Genomic DNA, 17,688 nt, shown 5'->3' with positions numbered 1-17,688 from the left:
TTGCAAGTAAGAATGTGTTCCTAGTCTCGATTTGTTTTTACGGAAAGATCCGACTTCTATCTTAAAATCCTGAATCGAGTATTCCTGAAAAAACTCCAGATTGATACCGTTTCTATATGTGAAATAATTGCGGCAATGAAAGGTTTGCGAGAACATTTTTTATCCTTTGAAGATAGCTTCCAATCTAAGTTTCGAATCCGGATTTTAGCGGGAAAGGAAGATAAAATCGGATTGAACCGATTGAAAGAGTTTAACGATCAAATCCACAAATCGGGGGGATACGATTCGAATCCCTTACTCTGCATCGATTTTGATCCTTGGTCCACTTGGATTTATGTGACGGACGAAAAAGATAAGATTTTATCCGTCCAAAGGATTGTGGAGAAAACTAAGGAGAATCTTTTGCCGGTGGAATTAGCCGTCATTTTAGAAGAGGGCCAGCCTAAAAGATACGCCGTACTAGAGGAGGGTGTAGCCGATTGGAATTGCGTTTCTTTTGAAAGGAGTGCGACGGGTTGGAAGGCAGCAGTGAAAAATTTCTCCGCGATCGCGAAATTATGTCTCTATAGAAATTATTCGAAAGTGTACGGTTTCTATAATAAGGAGGTCCCAGCTATAGAAAGGATTTATAAATCGAACGGAGCGGTAGAATCTCGCGTTTTGTCCGGAGACGTTTATTTGCCGAATTATCATATCAACGGGAATACGGTTTCGGCCCGGATCATAGAATTGGATAAAACGGCTTTACAGTCGGTAGCGATGCGACTTTGATTGAGGAAAGAAACCGAATTTGCCATGGATCTTCCTCTTCTAATTTGTATAGCGATCGGTTTGTACATCACTTTTCTTGGGATTTATATCAATAATTTTAAACCCGTAAAACCCGTTCAAAAGTATTTTCTGGTTTTCTGTTTATCTACCGCCGCTTGGGTCTTATGGTTTGCGCTCCGGTTGTATTTTCCCGATTCTTGGAGGGCCCAGGCGATCAATTGGACTGCGATTCCGGCAATGCTGATCCCGTTCAGTTTCTATTTTTGCGCAAAGTCCTATGTAAATTCCGATTACAAACCGTCCTTTTGGATCATCTTTCCTAACGCCGGACTAGCGGGGTTTTTACTTTATAAGGCATTGCGTTGCGAGTTGGTGGATGCCGTGGGCTTGAGCCCTACGGGAGGAGTGATATATTCCTTTACGCCTTATTATCATGTATTTGTAATATATCTTTCTGTAATCGTATTGCTCGGTTTCTTTTTGATTGCCAGGAACGCTTATCTTCATAGAGGGGCGGTTCGAGTAAATTCTGTGATTTTCGCCGTAGGCGGGATCGGCGGATTGGTCATCGCGGTATTCTTTATTTATATCCTTCCGCTGCTCGGAATATTCGCCCAGTATTTGGCTTCGATCGGAATGTTCTTCACCATCTCATTCTGGGCGGTGGGCATTCTGAACTTTGACGCCTTTGAAATCAAATCGCAGTTACTTTCCGGCGAGGAGATTCCGTTTCTTTTGCGAGCGGCCCTGCCTGTGCTACTGGCTCTTTACAGCGTGTTGGATCCGGTAGGATACAAAGATCGTTTATTGTCCGATCATGCCGATGTCACTTTTTACATGCTTTTGCGAGGTCACGAGCTGACTTTGGAAACTAGCCTTGAGCCGGAAGAAAAGGCCAAATTGATCGCCGAGAAGTTCGAAAGATATTTGAAATAAGGCCTTACTTTTTCTTCACTAAGACTTGGATGAGGGTAATGACCGTGTCCCGCTCCACCGGGGAAAGATCTGTAAGCAACTGGCGGATCGGTTCCTTTAGGTTCCATTTGCTGATTAGATGCCAGATTTGTTCCTTATCCTTTAGGTCCTTCGTGATCGGATCCGACGAAATCCTCTGGGGTCCGCGACCTAACAGCAACCATTCCGCGCGGTAGCCATATACTTTTTCAATGGCCCAGGCATTCTGCTCCGAGAGTGGTTTTTTCCCGATTTCGATCAAACTTAGCAGGCTTTGCGAGATTTTGATGCTTTTTGCAAAATCATTTTGGTTGATTTCGAACCCTTTGGCTTGAGTTCGAACATACTTTACTCTTTCTGCGGTATTTTGCGTCATATTACTAAGTCATATAAATTTCTTGTCAAAAATTACTCATTTTTTCAAAATGCATTTAAATAGATACATTTAAAACGAATTTATTCATCTATTTGATAGTTTTCTCGTCCAAGACAACTTAAAAAACATGATTTAAGCGTAATTACGCAAAAAATATTTTACTGGGGAAAAAATGGCATTCATCACTTTTTTGATTCTTTCTATCTCGGGATTCTTTTTTTACAAGAATTCGACTAGGAATTCCATCTGCAAAGCGTACGCACTCATCGCCGTTTCCTCCGCTATCTGGGCGCTGTTGAAATTCTTGGCCCAATTCGATTTTCCCTTCGGGCTACAGTCAATATTGGTGGATTTGATTCCTATCCCGACCTTGTTCATTCCGATCTTACTTACGTATGTAACATGGAATTACACTAGTCCTACGGACTCGACTTTTCCTTTTTCCTTTTTGATGGTACTGCACGGAGTCGCGATTCTTTCCTTTCTCTATCTATCTGTAACCGGGGTTTTGACTCCTTTTCGTTTGGAAAGCGGAGAAGTGATATATAGGGGAGGAATTTCATACTTTGTAGCCTGTTTTTATATTTATTTTTCCGTACTATTTTGCCTGGGAGTACTTGTGAGAAATATATTCCGAGGAGATTATCTCCTTCGATTGCGTTCCATCTATATGTTCGTAGGAATCTTTTTAGGAGGGTTCTTTTCCGCGATTTTCGTGGTGGTCCTTCCTTTGACCGGGCTTTACGAACTTAGCCACTGGGGAGTCCTGGGGCTTCTTCCTTTTCTTTGGTTTTCCTGGGTTCCCATCGCAAAAGAACATCTGTTCAACACGGAACTGTTGGATTTTAAACAGGATTTAAGAAATCCTAAATTTTCAAATTCGATCATATTCATCAATCGATGTTTTCTAAACTACTTCGATGAGAAATCCTTTAAGGAAGTATGCGACAAATACGAAGCGGAACAGAGAAAGATCCTGCTGGAAATGACCGCAAAGCTTTCCGTCGAACAATTAGCGAATCCTTCCGGATTCAAAGGAAAGATGAATTCGCAAGTGGAAAAAATCATGAATTTATTTCTTCGCTTTTGATCGCGTGGAAGACTGGGGACGCTCTTTTTCGATTTTAACCAGATATTTTTTCACTCGGACCAGTTCTTCCGGATTGTAACCCGTGAGTCTGGTTAGGATGTCCTTGATTTCTATGTTTTGAACCACTTTATTCAAAAGCACCATCTCCAAGTGTACCAAGTCCAATTGCTCATCGATGGTGGCTAACGGTTCTCCTTCTCCCAGGAGAACGAATTTTTTGGAAACGCCCTTGTTCAAAAGGAGTAGGTCCAACCTGAATTCCGGAATCTCTTTTTTATTGGAAAGGTACAAGGAAAGCATCGTCATCGTCACGTTTGCCATAGCCGCCGCCGCGTCCTTCCATTTGATCCCGAGAGTATGGAGAGCGTAATTCATTCGATCTCCGGGAGTAAGTGCTTCCGATCTTGCGATTTTTTTATGTTTCATTTTTAGATTTTGAATTGAAAAATATTAAATTATTTAATAAATTGAAATCGTCTTTCTATCCACAGCTTCCTTTTAAGGCCGTAGATTCATTGGATCGGAAGAAAAGGTTTATGGAAATTCTTAAATGGTATAGTATCGAAAATTTTGCGCGCGAAATCGGAGACCCAAACCCATGCGTTCGTGCTTTAAAAAAAGCTACAATGTTGCGTGATAGATTGTATGTCACAGAGAAAACTCCTCGTTCGGTAAAAAACCTTCTCTTTATTTTACGTCTTTTGTGCAAGCATAGAGTCAACCGAACTCTGCTTGTTGTATTAAGGCAGGAAATTCGGGAGCTCAAATGGGAATTGGGCAGGACAAAGGCCTCTTTATCTCTTGCAAGAGATGCCATTACCTTCTACAAAGAAACTAGTTGGGTCGAGGTCGAATTTCCGAAAGAAAACTCTAAAGATTAGAACGAGATTTGATTTCGGTTTCCGATTTTGGCATGTAAAACATTAGAAAAGGGTCGGTTTGGTCTCCCGCTTAAAAGGAAGGGCGGCTCCCTCGCTTTGCTCGGGCCACGCTGCTCCAGGCTTCGGTCGCTTCCATCCTTTTTCTTCATTTCAGTCTATTTTTCTGACGAAGCGACTGCTTCGCACCTTACGCATCGTTGCCGCGCTCGTAAGCCATGGATTCTTTATTATATTCTAAATTTCTCCCAATGGTTCTAAATCCTTTTTTTTACCAAGGCTCCGCCCTCCCTAATCGTAGGTTCGGAACGGTCGGTAGGAAGCGGGCATTTCCGGACTTCGCTTATAAAACGTCTATGCTGATCTTCTTTCTATAATTGAATCCGTAATGTTCGATGAGCTGGAGTTCCAGCTCGTTGTTAAAACGAATCACGTTTTGCGCATTTTCTTCCAGCAAATCCCTCATTTTCCCGTTTTTCTCGGAAAGAAACTCCTTTTGCAATTCCCAGAAGTACTTCGTATTTAGATGTGATTGCTTTTTGGAGGCCAGCTTGCTCTGGGTTTTTCTTTCTCCGGCGGCAGAGAGTTCTGCGGAAATCCGGATCGAAAGTTTCAATTTTTTCAGTTCGTATTCTCCTCCGTTTTCGGAAGGAATTTCCGGAGACTTGACTTTACCGATGACGTTCGGGAGCATCTTGGAAACGTCTTCGTAGATGGGAAAGGAATCCAAGGTAAAATCCAAGAGATGGATCGCTCGCACACGGTTCGGTTGCCGTTTATACTCGTTCCAGATCTCCTCCAAAAGATCGGAGTGCAGGTAGAAAAAGAGCAGGGTTTCGTGGTTGTTTTTCTCCTTCATGCGGAACCTGGGAGAAAAGTGGGAGTTTTGCGGTTGTATTTTATGCAAAATGTCGCGGTTCTGAATCGATTCTCCCGGAACTTCGGAATGAATTTACCGCGAAACTGCACCATCTTTGTTTGGATCCGTTCTAAAGGAAAGGAGGGGCTCGGTTCGGCCGAAAATCTCTCTCTCCGGCCAAAGACTTGACGTTTTTCCGTTCCTACTTCCTTTGGAAGTATAGATTACGTTAGGATTGGCGTGAAAATTGCAAGAACTTTGATATGCAACCCGTAGAAACCTTTCATACTACCTGTTCTTACTGCGGGGTAGGCTGCGGTCTTCTGGTTCATAAGTCCAGCCCCACGGATTTTAGCGTTCAAGGGGATCCGGATCACCCTACGAATCGCGGAAATCTTTGTTCCAAGGGGATGAACCTGCACTATTCCGTGATGGACCGATCGGATAGACTTTTGCATCCGATGGTGCGCTCGAATCGCTCCGAGGATTTGATTCGAACCACTTGGGACGGCGCGTTGGATAGGACCGCGAAGGAATTCAAACGATTGATCCGGAAATACGGTCCGGATTCGGTGGGTTTTTACGTTTCCGGACAGCTCCTCACCGAGGAATATTATATTATAAATAAGTTAACTAAGGGGTTTCTGGGAACGAACAATATAGATACGAATTCCAGGCTCTGTATGAGTTCCGCAGTCACCGGCTATAAGATGTCGTTGGGTGAGGATTGCGTCCCGGTCGGGTACGAAGACATAGAGATCGCGGATTGTTTTTTGATCGCCGGATCCAATCCGGCTTGGTGTCATCCGATCGTATTCAGAAGAATAGAAGAGAGAAAGAGATCCGATCCGAGCGTAAAAGTGATCGTCGTGGATCCGCGTAGGACCGAAACCTGCGAAAACGCGGACCTGCACGTGCAGATACGTCCGGGAACGGACGTATATCTATTTCATGCGATCGCCAGGATCCTCATCGAGAACGGGAAAATAGATAAGGAATTTATAATATATAATACGGAAGGATTCGAGGACCTAAAAAGAAAATCTTTCGAAATCGAGGTGGAAACCGCGGCGGAAATATGCGGAATCTTGTCAGGGTTGATTTACGAGGTCGCGGAAATCATCGGCAAGTCCAAAGGATTTATCAGTCTCTGGGCGATGGGCTTGAATCAAAGCGTGGTCGGGGTGAATAAGAATCTCGCTTTAATCAATCTTTCGCTTTTGACTGGAAAAATCGGGAAGCCCGGAAACGGACCTTTTTCCCTGACCGGACAATCCAATGCAATGGGGGGTAGGGAAGTCGGGGGATTGTGTAATCTTCTACCGGCTCACCGCGAATTGGAGAATCCGGAACACAGAAGGCAGGTGGCGGATTTTTGGGGAGTAAAGGACATCCCCTCGGAGCCGGGCCTCAGCGCGGTGGAAATGTTCGAGAGCTTGAAATCCGGAAAATTGAAGGCCGTTTGGATCGTATGTACGAATCCCACGGTAAGTCTACCGGACGCTAGGGTGGTGGAGGCCGGACTGCGGAGCGCCGAATTCGTGGTAGTTCAGGATATCTCTTCAGATTCGTCCGCTTTGGCTTACGCCGACGTAGTGCTTCCCGCGGCCGGTTGGGCGGAAAAACAAGGTACGATGACGAGTTCCGACCGTAGAATCACCCATCTTTCTAAGATTCTAGAATCTCCCGGAGAAGCGAAACCGGACGTTTGGATCATTCGGGATTTTGCATATAAAATGGGATTCGGAGCCTCCTTCGATTACGAAACCGAAGAGGAGATCTTTTTAGAGCACTGCGGATTGACGGAAGGTACGAAAATAGATATTTCCGGTTTGGATTACGAGCTGATCCGGAGCAGAAAAGGGATCCGATGGCCGTATCCGAAAAACGGGGATAAGGCCGATTCACGTTTATTCGAGGATCGGATCTTTTATAGACCGAACGGAAAAGCAAAACTTCACGCGGTGGATCCGGAGGATGAATCCGAAAAAACGACTCCGGACTTTCCGTTAGTCTTAACCACGGGAAGGATCCGCGACCAATGGCATTCCATGACCCGCACCGGAAAGGTCAGAAAGTTACGGGAACATAGGCCCGAGATGCATCTGGAAATCCACCCGGAGGATGCGCTGAAATACGGTGTTAAGGAAGGGATGATCGTGGACATTTCCAGTCCGAGAGGATCCGTCCGAGCCAAAGCGACCGTCACTAGATCGATCAAACAAGGGGTCGTGTTTTTACCCATGCACTGGGGGAGAAAGAACGGATCCGACCAGGCAAGATCCAATAACCTGACCAGTTCCGCTTTCGATCCTTTTTCGAAGCAGCCCGGTTTTAAGTTCTCCGCGGTCCGAGTCGCTCCCTATAGAAAGAAGAAGGAAAAAATTCTGATCGTAGGGGGAGGGAGTTCCACATTAGCTTTTCTGAAACGGTACAGAGAGATGGCTCCGAACGACGAGATCACCGTGATCTGTAAGGAGGAAAATCCGTTTTACTCCAGGGTTTTACTTCCGGATTACATAGGCGGAGAAAAGGAATTTTCCGAACTTTTGCAGACGGACGCGGAGGAAATACTTTCCTGGAATTTGGAATTGGTTCCCGATACGGCCGTGACCAACGTCTATCCGGAAGGGAAGAAAGTACGCGACTCCAAAGGAAACCTGCACTCTTATAATAAACTGATTTTGGCTTTGGGAAGTTCGGCTGTTCCTCCGTCGGTGCCGGTTCCGAAGGAAATGCAGGGAATTTTCAATTTGAGAGGTAAGTCAGACGCGGATCGGATTCGCGGCTTCTTCGTTCCGAACACCAAAGCATTGATCGTAGGCGGGGGGCTTTTAGGCTTGGAGATCGCGGCCGTATTGTCCGCTGCTCAGGTCGAAGTCACCGTTCTCGTTCGCTCGAATCGTCTCATGTCCAGAAAATTGGACTCGACGGGAAGCGAACTTCTCAAGGAAGAAATCGAGGCGAGAGGGATCAAGCTGCTATTCGAAACGGAAATTTCCAAAGTAGAAGGTACTGAAAGAATCTCAAAGGTGAAATTAAGCGACGGAGTCTCCGCCGATTTTGACGGGATCATCTATGCGATCGGAACGAAGCCCAATTTCCAAATCGCTTCGGAGGCCGGTTTGGACTGCGGCGCCGGCATCAAGGTGGATTCGTTTCTCCGGTCCAGCGATCCGGATATCTACTCTTTCGGAGAAGCGGCGGAGCACAAAACCGGTACGTACGGGACCGTGACCGCGGCGGAAGAGCAAGCTAGGATTGCGGCCCAGCATATATTCGGTTATTCCTTCGAAGAGTACCCGGGCTCAATACACGCCCATATTCTCCGGATCAACGATTTGGAACTGGCCTCTCTAAGATTGCCCTCTACCCCTCTGGAGATCACGGAAGATCTCAAGAAAGAATATGAGGAAATCCTGTTTTTGGACCGTAAAAACAGGATATATAAGAAATGTATTATACGTAACGATAGATTGGTCGGCGCCGTTCTTGTGGGGGACAGGTCCGAGTTCGGCAAGTTCCAGGAATGGATCCTTTCCGGAATAGAGCTAGGCGACCGGCGGAAAAAACTCCTTTCCGGAGGAGAATTCGTGAAACCCTTGTCGGGTCGGGTTGTATGCTCCTGTTACGGAATCGGAGAAGGAAACATCCGGGAAGCGATTCTCGACGGGGAGCACACCTTGGCGGGAATCGGAAAAAGGACGGGGGCCGGAACCGGTTGCGGAACTTGCAGAACGGAAATCACGACCATTCTAAAGAATATTATACAAAAATGATGCGATTTTTCGCTTTCCGGAGAGGCCGGTACGGCTGGAGATTGGAGAAGGAAGCTCGGGAAACCGAGCCTTAGCGCGCACTTAACGTTTTTCGGATCCTTTCTTTTAATTCCTTCGTTTCCGTATAATAACGGACGATATCTCCGATGATAATGAGAGCCGGAGATCGGATTTTGGCGTTCTCCGCCGCTTCTAAAATGGAGCTTAAGTTTCCCGTAACGATTCTCTCCGTTTCGAGGGTGGCGTTCTCTATGATCGCCACCGGAGTGTCTTCGGAATTTCCTCCGTTCAGGAGCTCTTCACGGATGGTATGTAAAGAGTTCAAGCCCATGTATACGAGTAAGGTCTTACCCGAACAGGTCAAATTCCGGAACCCTTCCGAATTTTTACCGTCCTTTTTGTGACCGGAGAGAAGCACGATTTCGCTTGAATAATCCCTATGTGTCAACGGAATTCCCAATCGTGCGGCTACAGCGGAGCCTGTGGTGACTCCGGCAATGATTTCGCAATCGAAACCTCGGGAGAGAAGATAGGAATATTCCTCTCCGACCCGTCCGAAAATCGAGGGATCCCCTCCCTTCAATCTGACTACGATCCGAAATTTCACGGCGGCTTCCGCGATCTTAGAATTGATTTGATCCTGCAGGCAACTATGTTGCCCGGATCTTTTTCCCACATAGATCAACTCCGCGGATTTTTTGCAGACTCTCAGGATCCTAGGAGAAACCAGGTCGTCGTACAGAACCACCTGCGCCTTTCTCAGAGTTTTTACCGCCTTTACCGTGAGTAACTCCGGATCTCCGGGACCGGCACCGACCAAATAGATTTTGCCTTTTTCACCGTAGAGGTGCGGGGTTTCTTCGTTCATAGATTCTCGCCTTTATGGACCATAGCCGAGTCCACTTCCAAATACACGTTTCCGTCTTCGATCACTACCGGATAGATTTCGACCTTATAGTGAGACTCGCCGCCTATGCATTCCCCTGTTTTCAGGGAAAAATTCCGCTTGTGAAGGGGGCAGGCCACCTTCGGTTCTCCCTTGGAATCTCCTAGGATTCCTCTGGACAATACTGGATCTCCGGAGTGGGGACAGAAATTATCGCAGGCAAACCATTCGTCGCGGGTAGCGGAGCGGAAGACTGCGATTTGATAACTTCCTATTTTTACGCAAACTCCCCCGTCTTCCGGAAATTTGGAAATCGGAGCGACTAAAAATCTGCTTTTTTCCATGGTCTTGGTCGTCATTTGGACTCCTATTTCAGGACCGCTTCCGTGCGGTGCGTTCTACGTTCGGCGGGGCGTTTTTGTCCCCTTTCTTCCTGAAAGCGAACGGTCGGATCGGAACTTTCGCTATTTATGAAATGCTTAAATTTATCCCTTTTTTCGGGATTTTCCACGACATCCTTCCATTCGCAGACGTATGTGTCGACTAAACGATCCATCTCCCCTTCGAGTTGAGAATTGATTCCCAATCGATCGTTGATGATTACGTCTTTCAAATACTCGATTCCTCCTTCCAACTGTTCCAGCCAGGTGGAAGTACGCATCAGTCTATCCGCGGTGCGTATATAGAACATGATGAAACGATCGATGTAACGGATGCAGGTATCTTCGTCCAAATCCTCCGCCAACAGGATCGCGTGTTTAGGGTTCACGCCTCCGTTTCCGCCTACGTAAAGGTTCCAACCTTTTTCGGTGGCGATGATTCCGAAATCTTTTCCTCTAGCTTCCGCGCATTCCCGGATACAACCGGATACCGCAGATTTCATTTTGTGAGGAGCTCGGATTCCTCTGTACCGTTCCTCTATCCGTATCGCGAATGCGGTACTGTCTTGGACGCCGTATCTGCACCAGGTGGAACCTACACAGCTCTTTACGGTCCGCATCGCTTTTCCGTACGCGTGCCCGCTTTCGAATCCGTATTTCACGAGGTCTTCCCAGATGGAAGGCAAGTCGTCCAACTTCGCCCCCAAAAGGTCTATTCTTTGGCCTCCGGTGATTTTGCAATAGAGATCGTATTTCTTCGCCACTTCTCCGATTCGAATCAGGTTTTCCGGAGTGATTTCTCCGCCCGGGATTCTAGGCACGACGGAATACGTTCCTCCTTTCTGAATGTTCGCGAGGAATTTATCGTTGGTATCCTGGATCTCTCTGTGCTTTAAGATAGGTTCGTTCCAAGTGCTTGCGAGTATGGAAGCCACGGCGGGTTTGCAGATTTCGCAGCCGTCGCCGCTTCCTTCGGAATGCAGTACGTCCGCATAGGATTTTAGGCCTTTGACCTTGATGACTTGGAATAATTCCTGCCGCGAGAATTTGAAATGCTCGCAGAGGTGTTCGCTTATCACTTTCCCTTGCGCTTTTAATTCCGTTTTAAGAAGGGAATTCACTTGCGGGAGGCAACCGCCGCATCCGGTTCCTGCTTTGGAGCATTCTTTCAAGGATTGTACGTCCGAGCAATTCTTCTCTCGGATCGCTTTCAGAATATCCCCTTTGGAGACGTTGTTGCAGGAACAAATCTTGGCATCGTCGGGCAGGTTATCCGCGCCAAAAAGGTTTTCCGCAGAGACCGAACCTACGATCAAGGTTTCCGGCTCCGAAGGTAGTTCGATCCTGTTCAGATACAACGACAATAGATTCCCGTAGGATTTGACGTCACCGACTAGGATTCCCCCTAAAAGGGTCTTGCCGTCGGGAGAAATTACGAGTTTCTTATATACTCCGCTTCTCGGATTTTTGAATACGATAGGGATATGTTCCGATTGTCCGAGTCCGTCCCCGAAGGAGGCCACGTCCACGCCGATCAGTTTAAGCTTTGTGGAAAGATCGGATCCGGTATAGGATTTAGGAGCGTTGATCGGACTACAAAGATTGTAGGCTAGGGTTTCCGCCATTTCGTATCCCGGCGCCACTAGGCCGTATACGAATCCCTTGTGTAACGCCACTTCTCCGATCGCATAGATTCCGTAGACGTTCGTTTTTAGGTGATCGTCGATCAGGATCCCTCCGCGTTCCCCAGTTTGGATGCCGCTTCGTTTCGCAAGTTCGTCCCGAGGGCGTATCCCGGCGGAGACGACGAGCATCTCGACATCCAGAGAACTTCCGTCCTTGAATTGCAGTCCTTCCAGTTTAGATTCGCCCAGGGCTTTTTCCGTCTGCGTTTCCAAGTGGATCCTGACTCCGAGTTCTTCTATGCGGGATCTCAGGATGGAAGAGGCGGATTCGTCCAACTGTCTAGGCATCAGTCTTTCGGCGAATTCCACCACATGGGTTTCCTTGCCAAGATCCAATAGCGCTTTTGCGGCTTCTAGTCCGAGTAAGCCTCCGCCCATCACTGCGGCTTTCCTGATTCCTTTTCCGTAAGTAAGGATGTTTTCCAAATCTTCGATCGTGCGATAAACGAAGATACCTTTCTTATCTATACCTTCGAGGTTAGGAACAAAGGGAGCGGATCCCGTCGCGAAAATCAATTCGTCAAAAGGAAGTTCCGTTCCGGCGGAGGTGGTCACGATTCTGCGGACGGAATCCAAGGAGACGGCGGGCTCGGAGAGCAGGAGTCGAATTCCGTTTGCCCGATACCAGTCGGGTTGGCAGAGATACAAATCCTCCGCGGATCTGTTCGAAAAATATTCGGAAAGATGGACTCTGTCGTAGGCCCTCCTAGGTTCCTCTCCGAGCACCGTGATTTCGAATTTATCCGAGCCTCCGAATTCCACTAATTTTTCGGAGAAACGGTGACCCACCATCCCGTTTCCTATGATGACTAACTTCCTTTTGTTCATTTCTATATCCTTTTATCGAAGATTTCCCGTTTACAGAGTCGGGGTTAAGTCGCTTCCATTTCCAAATCCGATTCCGTCGAATCGGAATTTTTCCAAATCAGAATGTTCATAAAGAAAACCAAAGCGCAAGCGGAGATGGAAGCGATGGCTACCGCAAGGAATCCGAAGGAGAAACTTCCTGTTAGGGATTTTAACGAACCCAAAAGATTCGGGATCAAAAATCCTCCCAGGCCGCCGAAGGCCCCTACAAAACCCGTGACGACTCCTATATCCTTTTTGAATCTAAGAGGAACCAATTGGAATACGGAGCCGTTGCCGATTCCGAGACTAGCCATCAGGAGTATGAAGAGAGGAAGCACTAGGGCGACCGGAGGTAGAAAGGAGATTCCGATGAGAACGGTTGCGAGGAACAGAAGTACGATCGTTATCATGAACACCCCGCCGAATTTGTCGGAGAGATAACCGCCTAACGGGCGTAATAGGCTTGCTCCGAGAATGCAATAAGAGGTATACAAACCGGTGGTCAGTTTACCGATTCCGTACTGGTCGTAAAAGAATATAGGGAGGAAGCTGGCGATTCCGACGAATCCTCCGAACGTGATGCTGTAGAGGATGCAGAAAGTAAGTGCATCTCTGGATTTGATCGGAGCCAAATATTCCTTCAGACTTTTCTTGGAGAGCGAGCCCGGACAATCCTTGGCGGTGAACAAAAAGAAGAAAAAGACGCAGGCCATGGGAATCATCGCCAATCCGAAAACCGCATGCCATCCGAAGTTTTTCGCCAAAGCGGGTGCAAACAGGGTAGCCAAAACGGATCCGCTATTTCCGGCTCCGGCAATACCTAATACCAAGCCTTGGTATCTCGCAGGATACCATCTGCTCGCAAGAGGCAGTGCGACCGCAAAGCTTGCTCCGGCGACTCCTAATAAAAGGCCGATGCATGCGACTTCCGAAAGAGTTCCCGCAAAACGCCAACCCCAGAAAAGGGGAATCATGCTGATCGTCATTCCCCAAAGGGCGACTTTTTTGGATCCGAATCGGTCCGAGAGGATTCCGAGCGGGATTCTCATAAGCGTTCCTCCTAAGAGAGGAATGGAGACGATAAAACCTTTTTGGGCCGGGCCGAGAGAGAATTCCTCGGAAAGGAAGACTCCTAAAGCCGCCAGCAGCATCCAGATCATGAAGCTACAGTCGAAATATAAAAACGAACTGATGAGCGTGGGGAAATGTCCCGCCTTTAGAAATTCCTGCATTTTTTTCATTTGATTCAAGCCTCTTTGGTTTGGTGAATTTGCGTCTATAGGTTTTATAGCAAATGTTGTGCCAACTATCTGATTATTTTTTGAAAAATGAAATTTGCCAGAAACTCCCTCTTTTTGTGAGGAAGTTTCCAGGAATTGCCTGGGAGGCTCTTTTGCTTTTTTAGTCTAAAATTGTATCAATACCACTAGTATTTGCTTTTTAAAGAACGAATATGCTTATAATACTATCATTACGGAGAATTTTGAATCTTTGAGTCTGCTAGAATTTTCTGCAGAAGCTTACAGATTTGCGGCTTTTATTGACTGCTTGGGAGATTGAATTCTTTTTGGGACTTCTTCTTAATTAATTTTTTCAAAACGGCATGATAATTGCTGATAGTCTTGTGTGACCAGTACAGACTCCCTATCGACTACCTGTTCCTATTGCGGTGTCGGATGCGGCGTGATCGTCGAAAAGTCCGGCCCCGATCGGATTAGCGTAAAAGGCGATCCCGACCACCCTGCGAATCGCGGAATGCTCTGTTCAAAGGGATTAAACCTCCATTACTCCACCATGGATCGTTCCGATCGTATTCTTTATCCCATGCAAAGAAAAAGGAAAGGGGGTGATTTGCAGAGGGTGGATTGGCAAACGGCCTTGTCGGAAGTCGCAAACGAATTTAGACGGATCATTTCGGAGCACGGGCCTAACGCGGTGGGTTTTTACGTATCCGGACAGCTTCTAACGGAAGAATATTACATCATAAACAAGTTAGCGAAAGGCTTTTTAGGAACGAATAATATAGATACGAATTCGCGCCTGTGCATGAGTTCCGCAGTAGTCGGTTATAAGATGGCATTAGGCGAAGATAGCGTTCCGATCAGTTACGACGATATCGAGATCGCCGACTGTTTTTTGGTCGCAGGAGCGAATCCGGCCTGGTGCCACCCCATCCTTTTTAGAAGGATAGAGGCTCGAAAAAGGACGGATCCGAACGTTAAGTTGATCGTAGTGGATCCTAGAAAAACCGAGACTTGCGAAGACGCGGACATTCATTTGCAGATCCATCCGGGAACGGACATATACCTGTTCCATGCGATCGCTAGGATTTTGATCGAAAACGGATGGATTGACGAGGAATTCATCAGGAATCATACCGAAGGATTCGAAGAATTGAGATCCAGGGTATTTCATACTTCGGTGGAAGCCTCCGCTGAAATTTGCGGCGTTCCGACGGGACAGATCGAGGAGGCGGCCAGGTTGATCGCTTCTTCGAACGGCTTTTTATCCCTTTGGGCGATGGGATTGAACCAAAGTGTGATCGGGGTGAATAAGAATCTCGCCTTGTTGAATCTATCCTTGATTACGGGAAAGATCGGAAAGCCGGGTTCCGGACCTTTCTCCTTGACGGGGCAGCCGAATGCGATGGGCGGCCGCGAAGTCGGCGGACTTTGTAATTTATTGCCTGCCCATAGAAATTTGAACGACCCGGAACACCGCAAGGAAGTGGCGGATTTTTGGGGCGTGTCCGAAATCCAAAGTCGACCGGGATATAGTGCCACCGAAATGTTCGAGAATCTTCGCCAAGGAAAGATGAAGGCGATTTGGATCGTGTGTACGAACCCGACCGTAAGCTTACCGGATGCGAGAACCGTGGAGGCAGGCTTGCGTTCCGCCGATCTGGTCGTCGTTCAGGATATTTCCAAGAGCGCCGGGGCGATTCCTTTTGCGGACGTGGTTCTGCCTGCGGCGGGATGGGCGGAGAAGCAAGGCACGATGACCAATTCCGACCGTAGAATCACGTATTTACCCAAAATATTGGAACCTCCCGGCGAAGCAATGGCGGACACTTGGATCATTCGGGACTTCGCGCATAAGATGGGTTATGCGAATTCCTTCGCTTATCAAAATGAAGAGCAGATTTTCGAGGAGCATTGCAGACTTACGAAAGGGACCAGAATCGATATTTCCGGCTTGGATTATTCCGTACTGAAGGAAAAACGCTCGGTCCAATGGCCGTTTCCTTTTAAGGATCACGGTGGTACGGAGCGTCTTTTTACCGATCGTATTTTTTATCGTCCGGGAGGCAGGGCTAAACTGTCCGACGTGACGGCGGAAGACCCGTCCGAAAAACCTACGCCGCAACATCCTCTGATCCTAACCACAGGCCGGATTCGAGACCAATGGCATACCATGACGAGAACCGGTAAGGTGCGGAAATTAAGGGAGCATAGAAAGGAACCCGTCCTGGAGATCCATCCATCGGATGCGGAAGCGAGAGGAATTTCGAACGAGCAGATCGTGGAGATTGAAAATTCCCGAGGAAGGGTCAGGGTCAAAGCGTCGATCACGGACACGATCAAGGCCGGAACGGTTTTCTTGCCTATGCATTGGGGGAGAGTGTTCGGAAACGACGAATCAAGATCGAACAATCTGACGAGTTCGGAATACGATCCGAACTCTAAGCAGCCCGGTTTTAAGATCTCGGCCGTGGAGGTCCGCACTTATTCCAAGGCAAAGGAAAAGATTCTCATCGTCGGAGGAGGGGCGGGAAGTCTGGCTTTTCTGAGGCATTACCGCAGCTTGGCTCCGAACGACGAGATCACCGTCATTTGTAAGGAAGAACATCCGTTTTACAATCGTATCCTTTTACCCGATTTGATCAGCGGAGAAAAAGATTTTCAACAGTTGAGAGGCGCCGACCCCGAGGAAATCGATTCATGGGGGATTCAGTTGTTTCCGGGGCGGACGGTCGCCGAGATCTTTCCGGAAGGAAAGAAGGTAAAGGATTCTCTCGGAGTCGTTCATTCGTATCATAAACTTATAATGGCCACCGGAAGTTCCGCTTCGATTCCGAAATCGATAAAGGAAGGGATGGAAGGGGTCTTTAGTCTCAGAGCCAAAGAGGACGCGGAAAGAATCAAAGGTTTTTTCGTCCGGGATTCCCACGCTTTGATCGTAGGTGGGGGCTTACTCGGATTGGAACTCGCGGCAGCTCTCCGGTCGATCGGAGCAAAGGTAACCGTGTTGGTGCGAACGGACCGATTGATGTCCAAGCAGTTGGATGTAATCGCATCGACGATCCTAAGGGAAGAGATAGAGGAGAGGGGAATTAGGATCGTATTCGAAGCGGAACTTTCCAAGATCGTCGGTTTTCCGAGAGCGGAAAAAGTGAAGTTGAGCGACGGCCAAGTGCTGGAGGTGGATGGAATCGTTTTTGCTGTCGGTACTTCCCCAAATATAGCTCTCGCGAATCAAACCGGACTGCAATGCGGGACAGGAGTCAAAGTAAACGAATATCTTCAGACTAGCGAGCCGGACATTTACGCGATCGGAGAAGTGGCGGAACATTCGTCCGGTATGTACGGAACGGTTTCCGCGACGGAGGAACAGGCAAAGATCGCGGCTAGCCATATATACGGTTATAGATTAAACGGCTATACCGGTTCGTTGCATTCGAATCTTTTGAAGATTCCGGGCTTGGATCTCGTTTCCCTCAGATTGCCGGAAACTCCGATGGAGGCGGCCGAATCGGAATATGAAGAAATCGTATATCTGGATCGCAAAAAAAGAAAATATAAGAAATGCATTATTAAAGGGGACCGCCTCGTCGGCGCCATCCTAATCGGAGACAAGGATAAATTTTCCGAATTCAAAACCTTGATTTCTTCCGGCTTGGAATTGGGTGAAAAACGGGACCAACTGTTGAGCGGAGGAACTCCTTCGCGTCCCGTTCTAGGCAAGTTGGTCTGTTCCTGCAACGGGGTCGGGAGCGGAAATATGGAGGAAGAATTTAAAAAAGGCGCGAATACTCTGGAAGCGCTGGGGGTTTCCACCGGAGCGGGAACCGGATGCGGAAGCTGTCGTCCGGAGATGTCGAAATTGTTGAAAGGATATTTGCAGGAAAGCACTTAAGCCGTCCAGAAATTTCCGAAGTAAGAAAGTTGAGCCGATCTCGAA

At 47.5% G+C, this 17,688-nt stretch carries 13 protein-coding genes; 6 read left to right on the top strand and 7 right to left on the bottom strand.

Features of this window, described 5'->3' with window-relative positions; all coding sequences use genetic code 11:
- The first annotated feature begins 135 nt into the window (after nt 1-135).
- Both EHO61_RS07685 and EHO61_RS07680 read left to right on the top strand, forming a co-directional pair.
- A complete protein-coding gene (locus EHO61_RS07685; RefSeq protein WP_135813047.1) occupies nt 136-771 on the top strand; it encodes an LBL_2463 family protein in 636 nt (211 codons plus the stop codon).
- 24 nt (nt 772-795) lie between these two features.
- Nucleotides 796-1,707 carry an LIC10906 family membrane protein gene (locus EHO61_RS07680; RefSeq protein ID WP_135813046.1) on the top strand — a complete coding sequence of 304 codons (912 nt, stop codon included), beginning with the start codon at nt 796-798 and terminating at the stop codon, nt 1,705-1,707.
- Nucleotides 1,708-1,711: 4 nt separating this feature from the next.
- On the opposite strand, the gene EHO61_RS07675 is transcribed toward EHO61_RS07680, so the two are convergent.
- Nucleotides 1,712-2,101, bottom strand: coding sequence for a helix-turn-helix domain-containing protein (locus EHO61_RS07675; RefSeq protein WP_135813045.1), 390 nt, complete (start codon nt 2,099-2,101; stop codon nt 1,712-1,714).
- Nucleotides 2,102-2,273: 172 nt separating this feature from the next.
- Between EHO61_RS07675 and EHO61_RS07670 the strand changes: the two genes are divergently transcribed.
- On the top strand, nt 2,274-3,191 hold the full coding sequence (locus EHO61_RS07670) for a histidine kinase N-terminal 7TM domain-containing protein (RefSeq protein ID WP_135813044.1): 918 nt from the start codon (nt 2,274-2,276) through the stop codon (nt 3,189-3,191).
- Here EHO61_RS07670 and EHO61_RS07665 read toward each other — a convergent pair.
- On the bottom strand, nt 3,174-3,617 hold the full coding sequence (locus EHO61_RS07665; RefSeq protein WP_135813043.1) for a hypothetical protein: 444 nt from the start codon (nt 3,615-3,617) through the stop codon (nt 3,174-3,176). The genes EHO61_RS07670 and EHO61_RS07665 overlap by 18 nt on opposite strands.
- A gap of 110 nt (nt 3,618-3,727) precedes the next feature.
- On the opposite strand from EHO61_RS07665, the gene EHO61_RS07660 reads away from it, so the two are divergent.
- Nucleotides 3,728-4,072 (top strand): hypothetical protein, encoded by a 345-nt coding sequence (locus tag EHO61_RS07660; protein ID WP_135813042.1) that lies wholly within the window; start codon nt 3,728-3,730, stop codon nt 4,070-4,072.
- A gap of 340 nt (nt 4,073-4,412) precedes the next feature.
- Here the strand turns inward: EHO61_RS07660 and EHO61_RS07655 are convergent, their stop codons facing one another.
- Complete coding sequence (locus EHO61_RS07655) at nt 4,413-4,928, bottom strand: hypothetical protein (protein ID WP_135813041.1); 516 nt, start codon at nt 4,926-4,928, stop codon at nt 4,413-4,415.
- 263 nt (nt 4,929-5,191) lie between these two features.
- Here EHO61_RS07655 and EHO61_RS07650 point away from each other — a divergent pair, with 263 nt between their 5' ends.
- Nucleotides 5,192-8,707, top strand: a complete 3,516-nt coding sequence (locus EHO61_RS07650; protein WP_135813040.1) for a nitrate reductase — start codon at nt 5,192-5,194, stop codon at nt 8,705-8,707.
- Between the two features lie 70 nt (nt 8,708-8,777).
- Here EHO61_RS07650 and cobA read toward each other — a convergent pair whose 3' ends face one another.
- Genes cobA through EHO61_RS07630 form a run of 4 tightly spaced genes read right to left on the bottom strand, consistent with a single transcriptional unit; the run spans nt 8,778 to nt 13,748 of the window.
- Nucleotides 8,778-9,575, bottom strand: coding sequence for a uroporphyrinogen-III C-methyltransferase (gene cobA / locus EHO61_RS07645; RefSeq protein ID WP_135813039.1), 798 nt, complete (start codon nt 9,573-9,575; stop codon nt 8,778-8,780).
- Complete coding sequence (gene nirD, locus EHO61_RS07640) at nt 9,572-9,952, bottom strand: nitrite reductase small subunit NirD (RefSeq protein ID WP_135813038.1); 381 nt, start codon at nt 9,950-9,952, stop codon at nt 9,572-9,574. The genes cobA and nirD overlap by 4 nt, the downstream gene beginning before the upstream one ends.
- Nucleotides 9,953-9,960: 8 nt before the next feature.
- Nucleotides 9,961-12,486: a nitrite reductase large subunit NirB gene (nirB, locus tag EHO61_RS07635; RefSeq protein ID WP_135813037.1), complete on the bottom strand. Its 2,526-nt coding sequence runs from the start codon at nt 12,484-12,486 to the stop codon at nt 9,961-9,963.
- Nucleotides 12,487-12,530: 44 nt separating this feature from the next.
- Nucleotides 12,531-13,748, bottom strand: coding sequence for a nitrate/nitrite transporter (locus EHO61_RS07630; RefSeq protein ID WP_135813036.1), 1,218 nt, complete (start codon nt 13,746-13,748; stop codon nt 12,531-12,533).
- Between the two features lie 385 nt (nt 13,749-14,133).
- Here EHO61_RS07630 and EHO61_RS07625 point away from each other — a divergent pair, with 385 nt between their 5' ends.
- Nucleotides 14,134-17,643 carry a nitrate reductase gene (locus EHO61_RS07625; protein WP_135813035.1) on the top strand — a complete coding sequence of 1,170 codons (3,510 nt, stop codon included), beginning with the start codon at nt 14,134-14,136 and terminating at the stop codon, nt 17,641-17,643.
- Nucleotides 17,644-17,688 lie beyond the last annotated feature (45 nt).

This window comes from Leptospira fluminis (assembly GCF_004771275.1).
GTDB lineage: Bacteria > Spirochaetota > Leptospiria > Leptospirales > Leptospiraceae > Leptospira_B > Leptospira_B fluminis.
The sequence above is the reverse complement of the archived record's forward strand: the minus strand, read 5'-3'. Positions and strand labels throughout refer to the sequence as shown.

Coding starts and splice junctions, on each gene's coding strand:
- EHO61_RS07685 (WP_135813047.1), top strand. CDS start 136: ATGAAAGGTTTGCGAGAACATTTTTTATCCTTTGAAGATAGCTTCCAA.
- EHO61_RS07680 (WP_135813046.1), top strand. CDS start 796: ATGGATCTTCCTCTTCTAATTTGTATAGCGATCGGTTTGTACATCACT.
- EHO61_RS07675 (WP_135813045.1), bottom strand. CDS start 2,101: ATGACGCAAAATACCGCAGAAAGAGTAAAGTATGTTCGAACTCAAGCC.
- EHO61_RS07670 (WP_135813044.1), top strand. CDS start 2,274: ATGGCATTCATCACTTTTTTGATTCTTTCTATCTCGGGATTCTTTTTT.
- EHO61_RS07665 (WP_135813043.1), bottom strand. CDS start 3,617: ATGAAACATAAAAAAATCGCAAGATCGGAAGCACTTACTCCCGGAGAT.
- EHO61_RS07660 (WP_135813042.1), top strand. CDS start 3,728: ATGGAAATTCTTAAATGGTATAGTATCGAAAATTTTGCGCGCGAAATC.
- EHO61_RS07655 (WP_135813041.1), bottom strand. CDS start 4,928: ATGAAGGAGAAAAACAACCACGAAACCCTGCTCTTTTTCTACCTGCAC.
- EHO61_RS07650 (WP_135813040.1), top strand. CDS start 5,192: ATGCAACCCGTAGAAACCTTTCATACTACCTGTTCTTACTGCGGGGTA.
- cobA (WP_135813039.1), bottom strand. CDS start 9,575: ATGAACGAAGAAACCCCGCACCTCTACGGTGAAAAAGGCAAAATCTAT.
- nirD (WP_135813038.1), bottom strand. CDS start 9,952: ATGACGACCAAGACCATGGAAAAAAGCAGATTTTTAGTCGCTCCGATT.
- nirB (WP_135813037.1), bottom strand. CDS start 12,486: ATGAACAAAAGGAAGTTAGTCATCATAGGAAACGGGATGGTGGGTCAC.
- EHO61_RS07630 (WP_135813036.1), bottom strand. CDS start 13,748: ATGAAAAAAATGCAGGAATTTCTAAAGGCGGGACATTTCCCCACGCTC.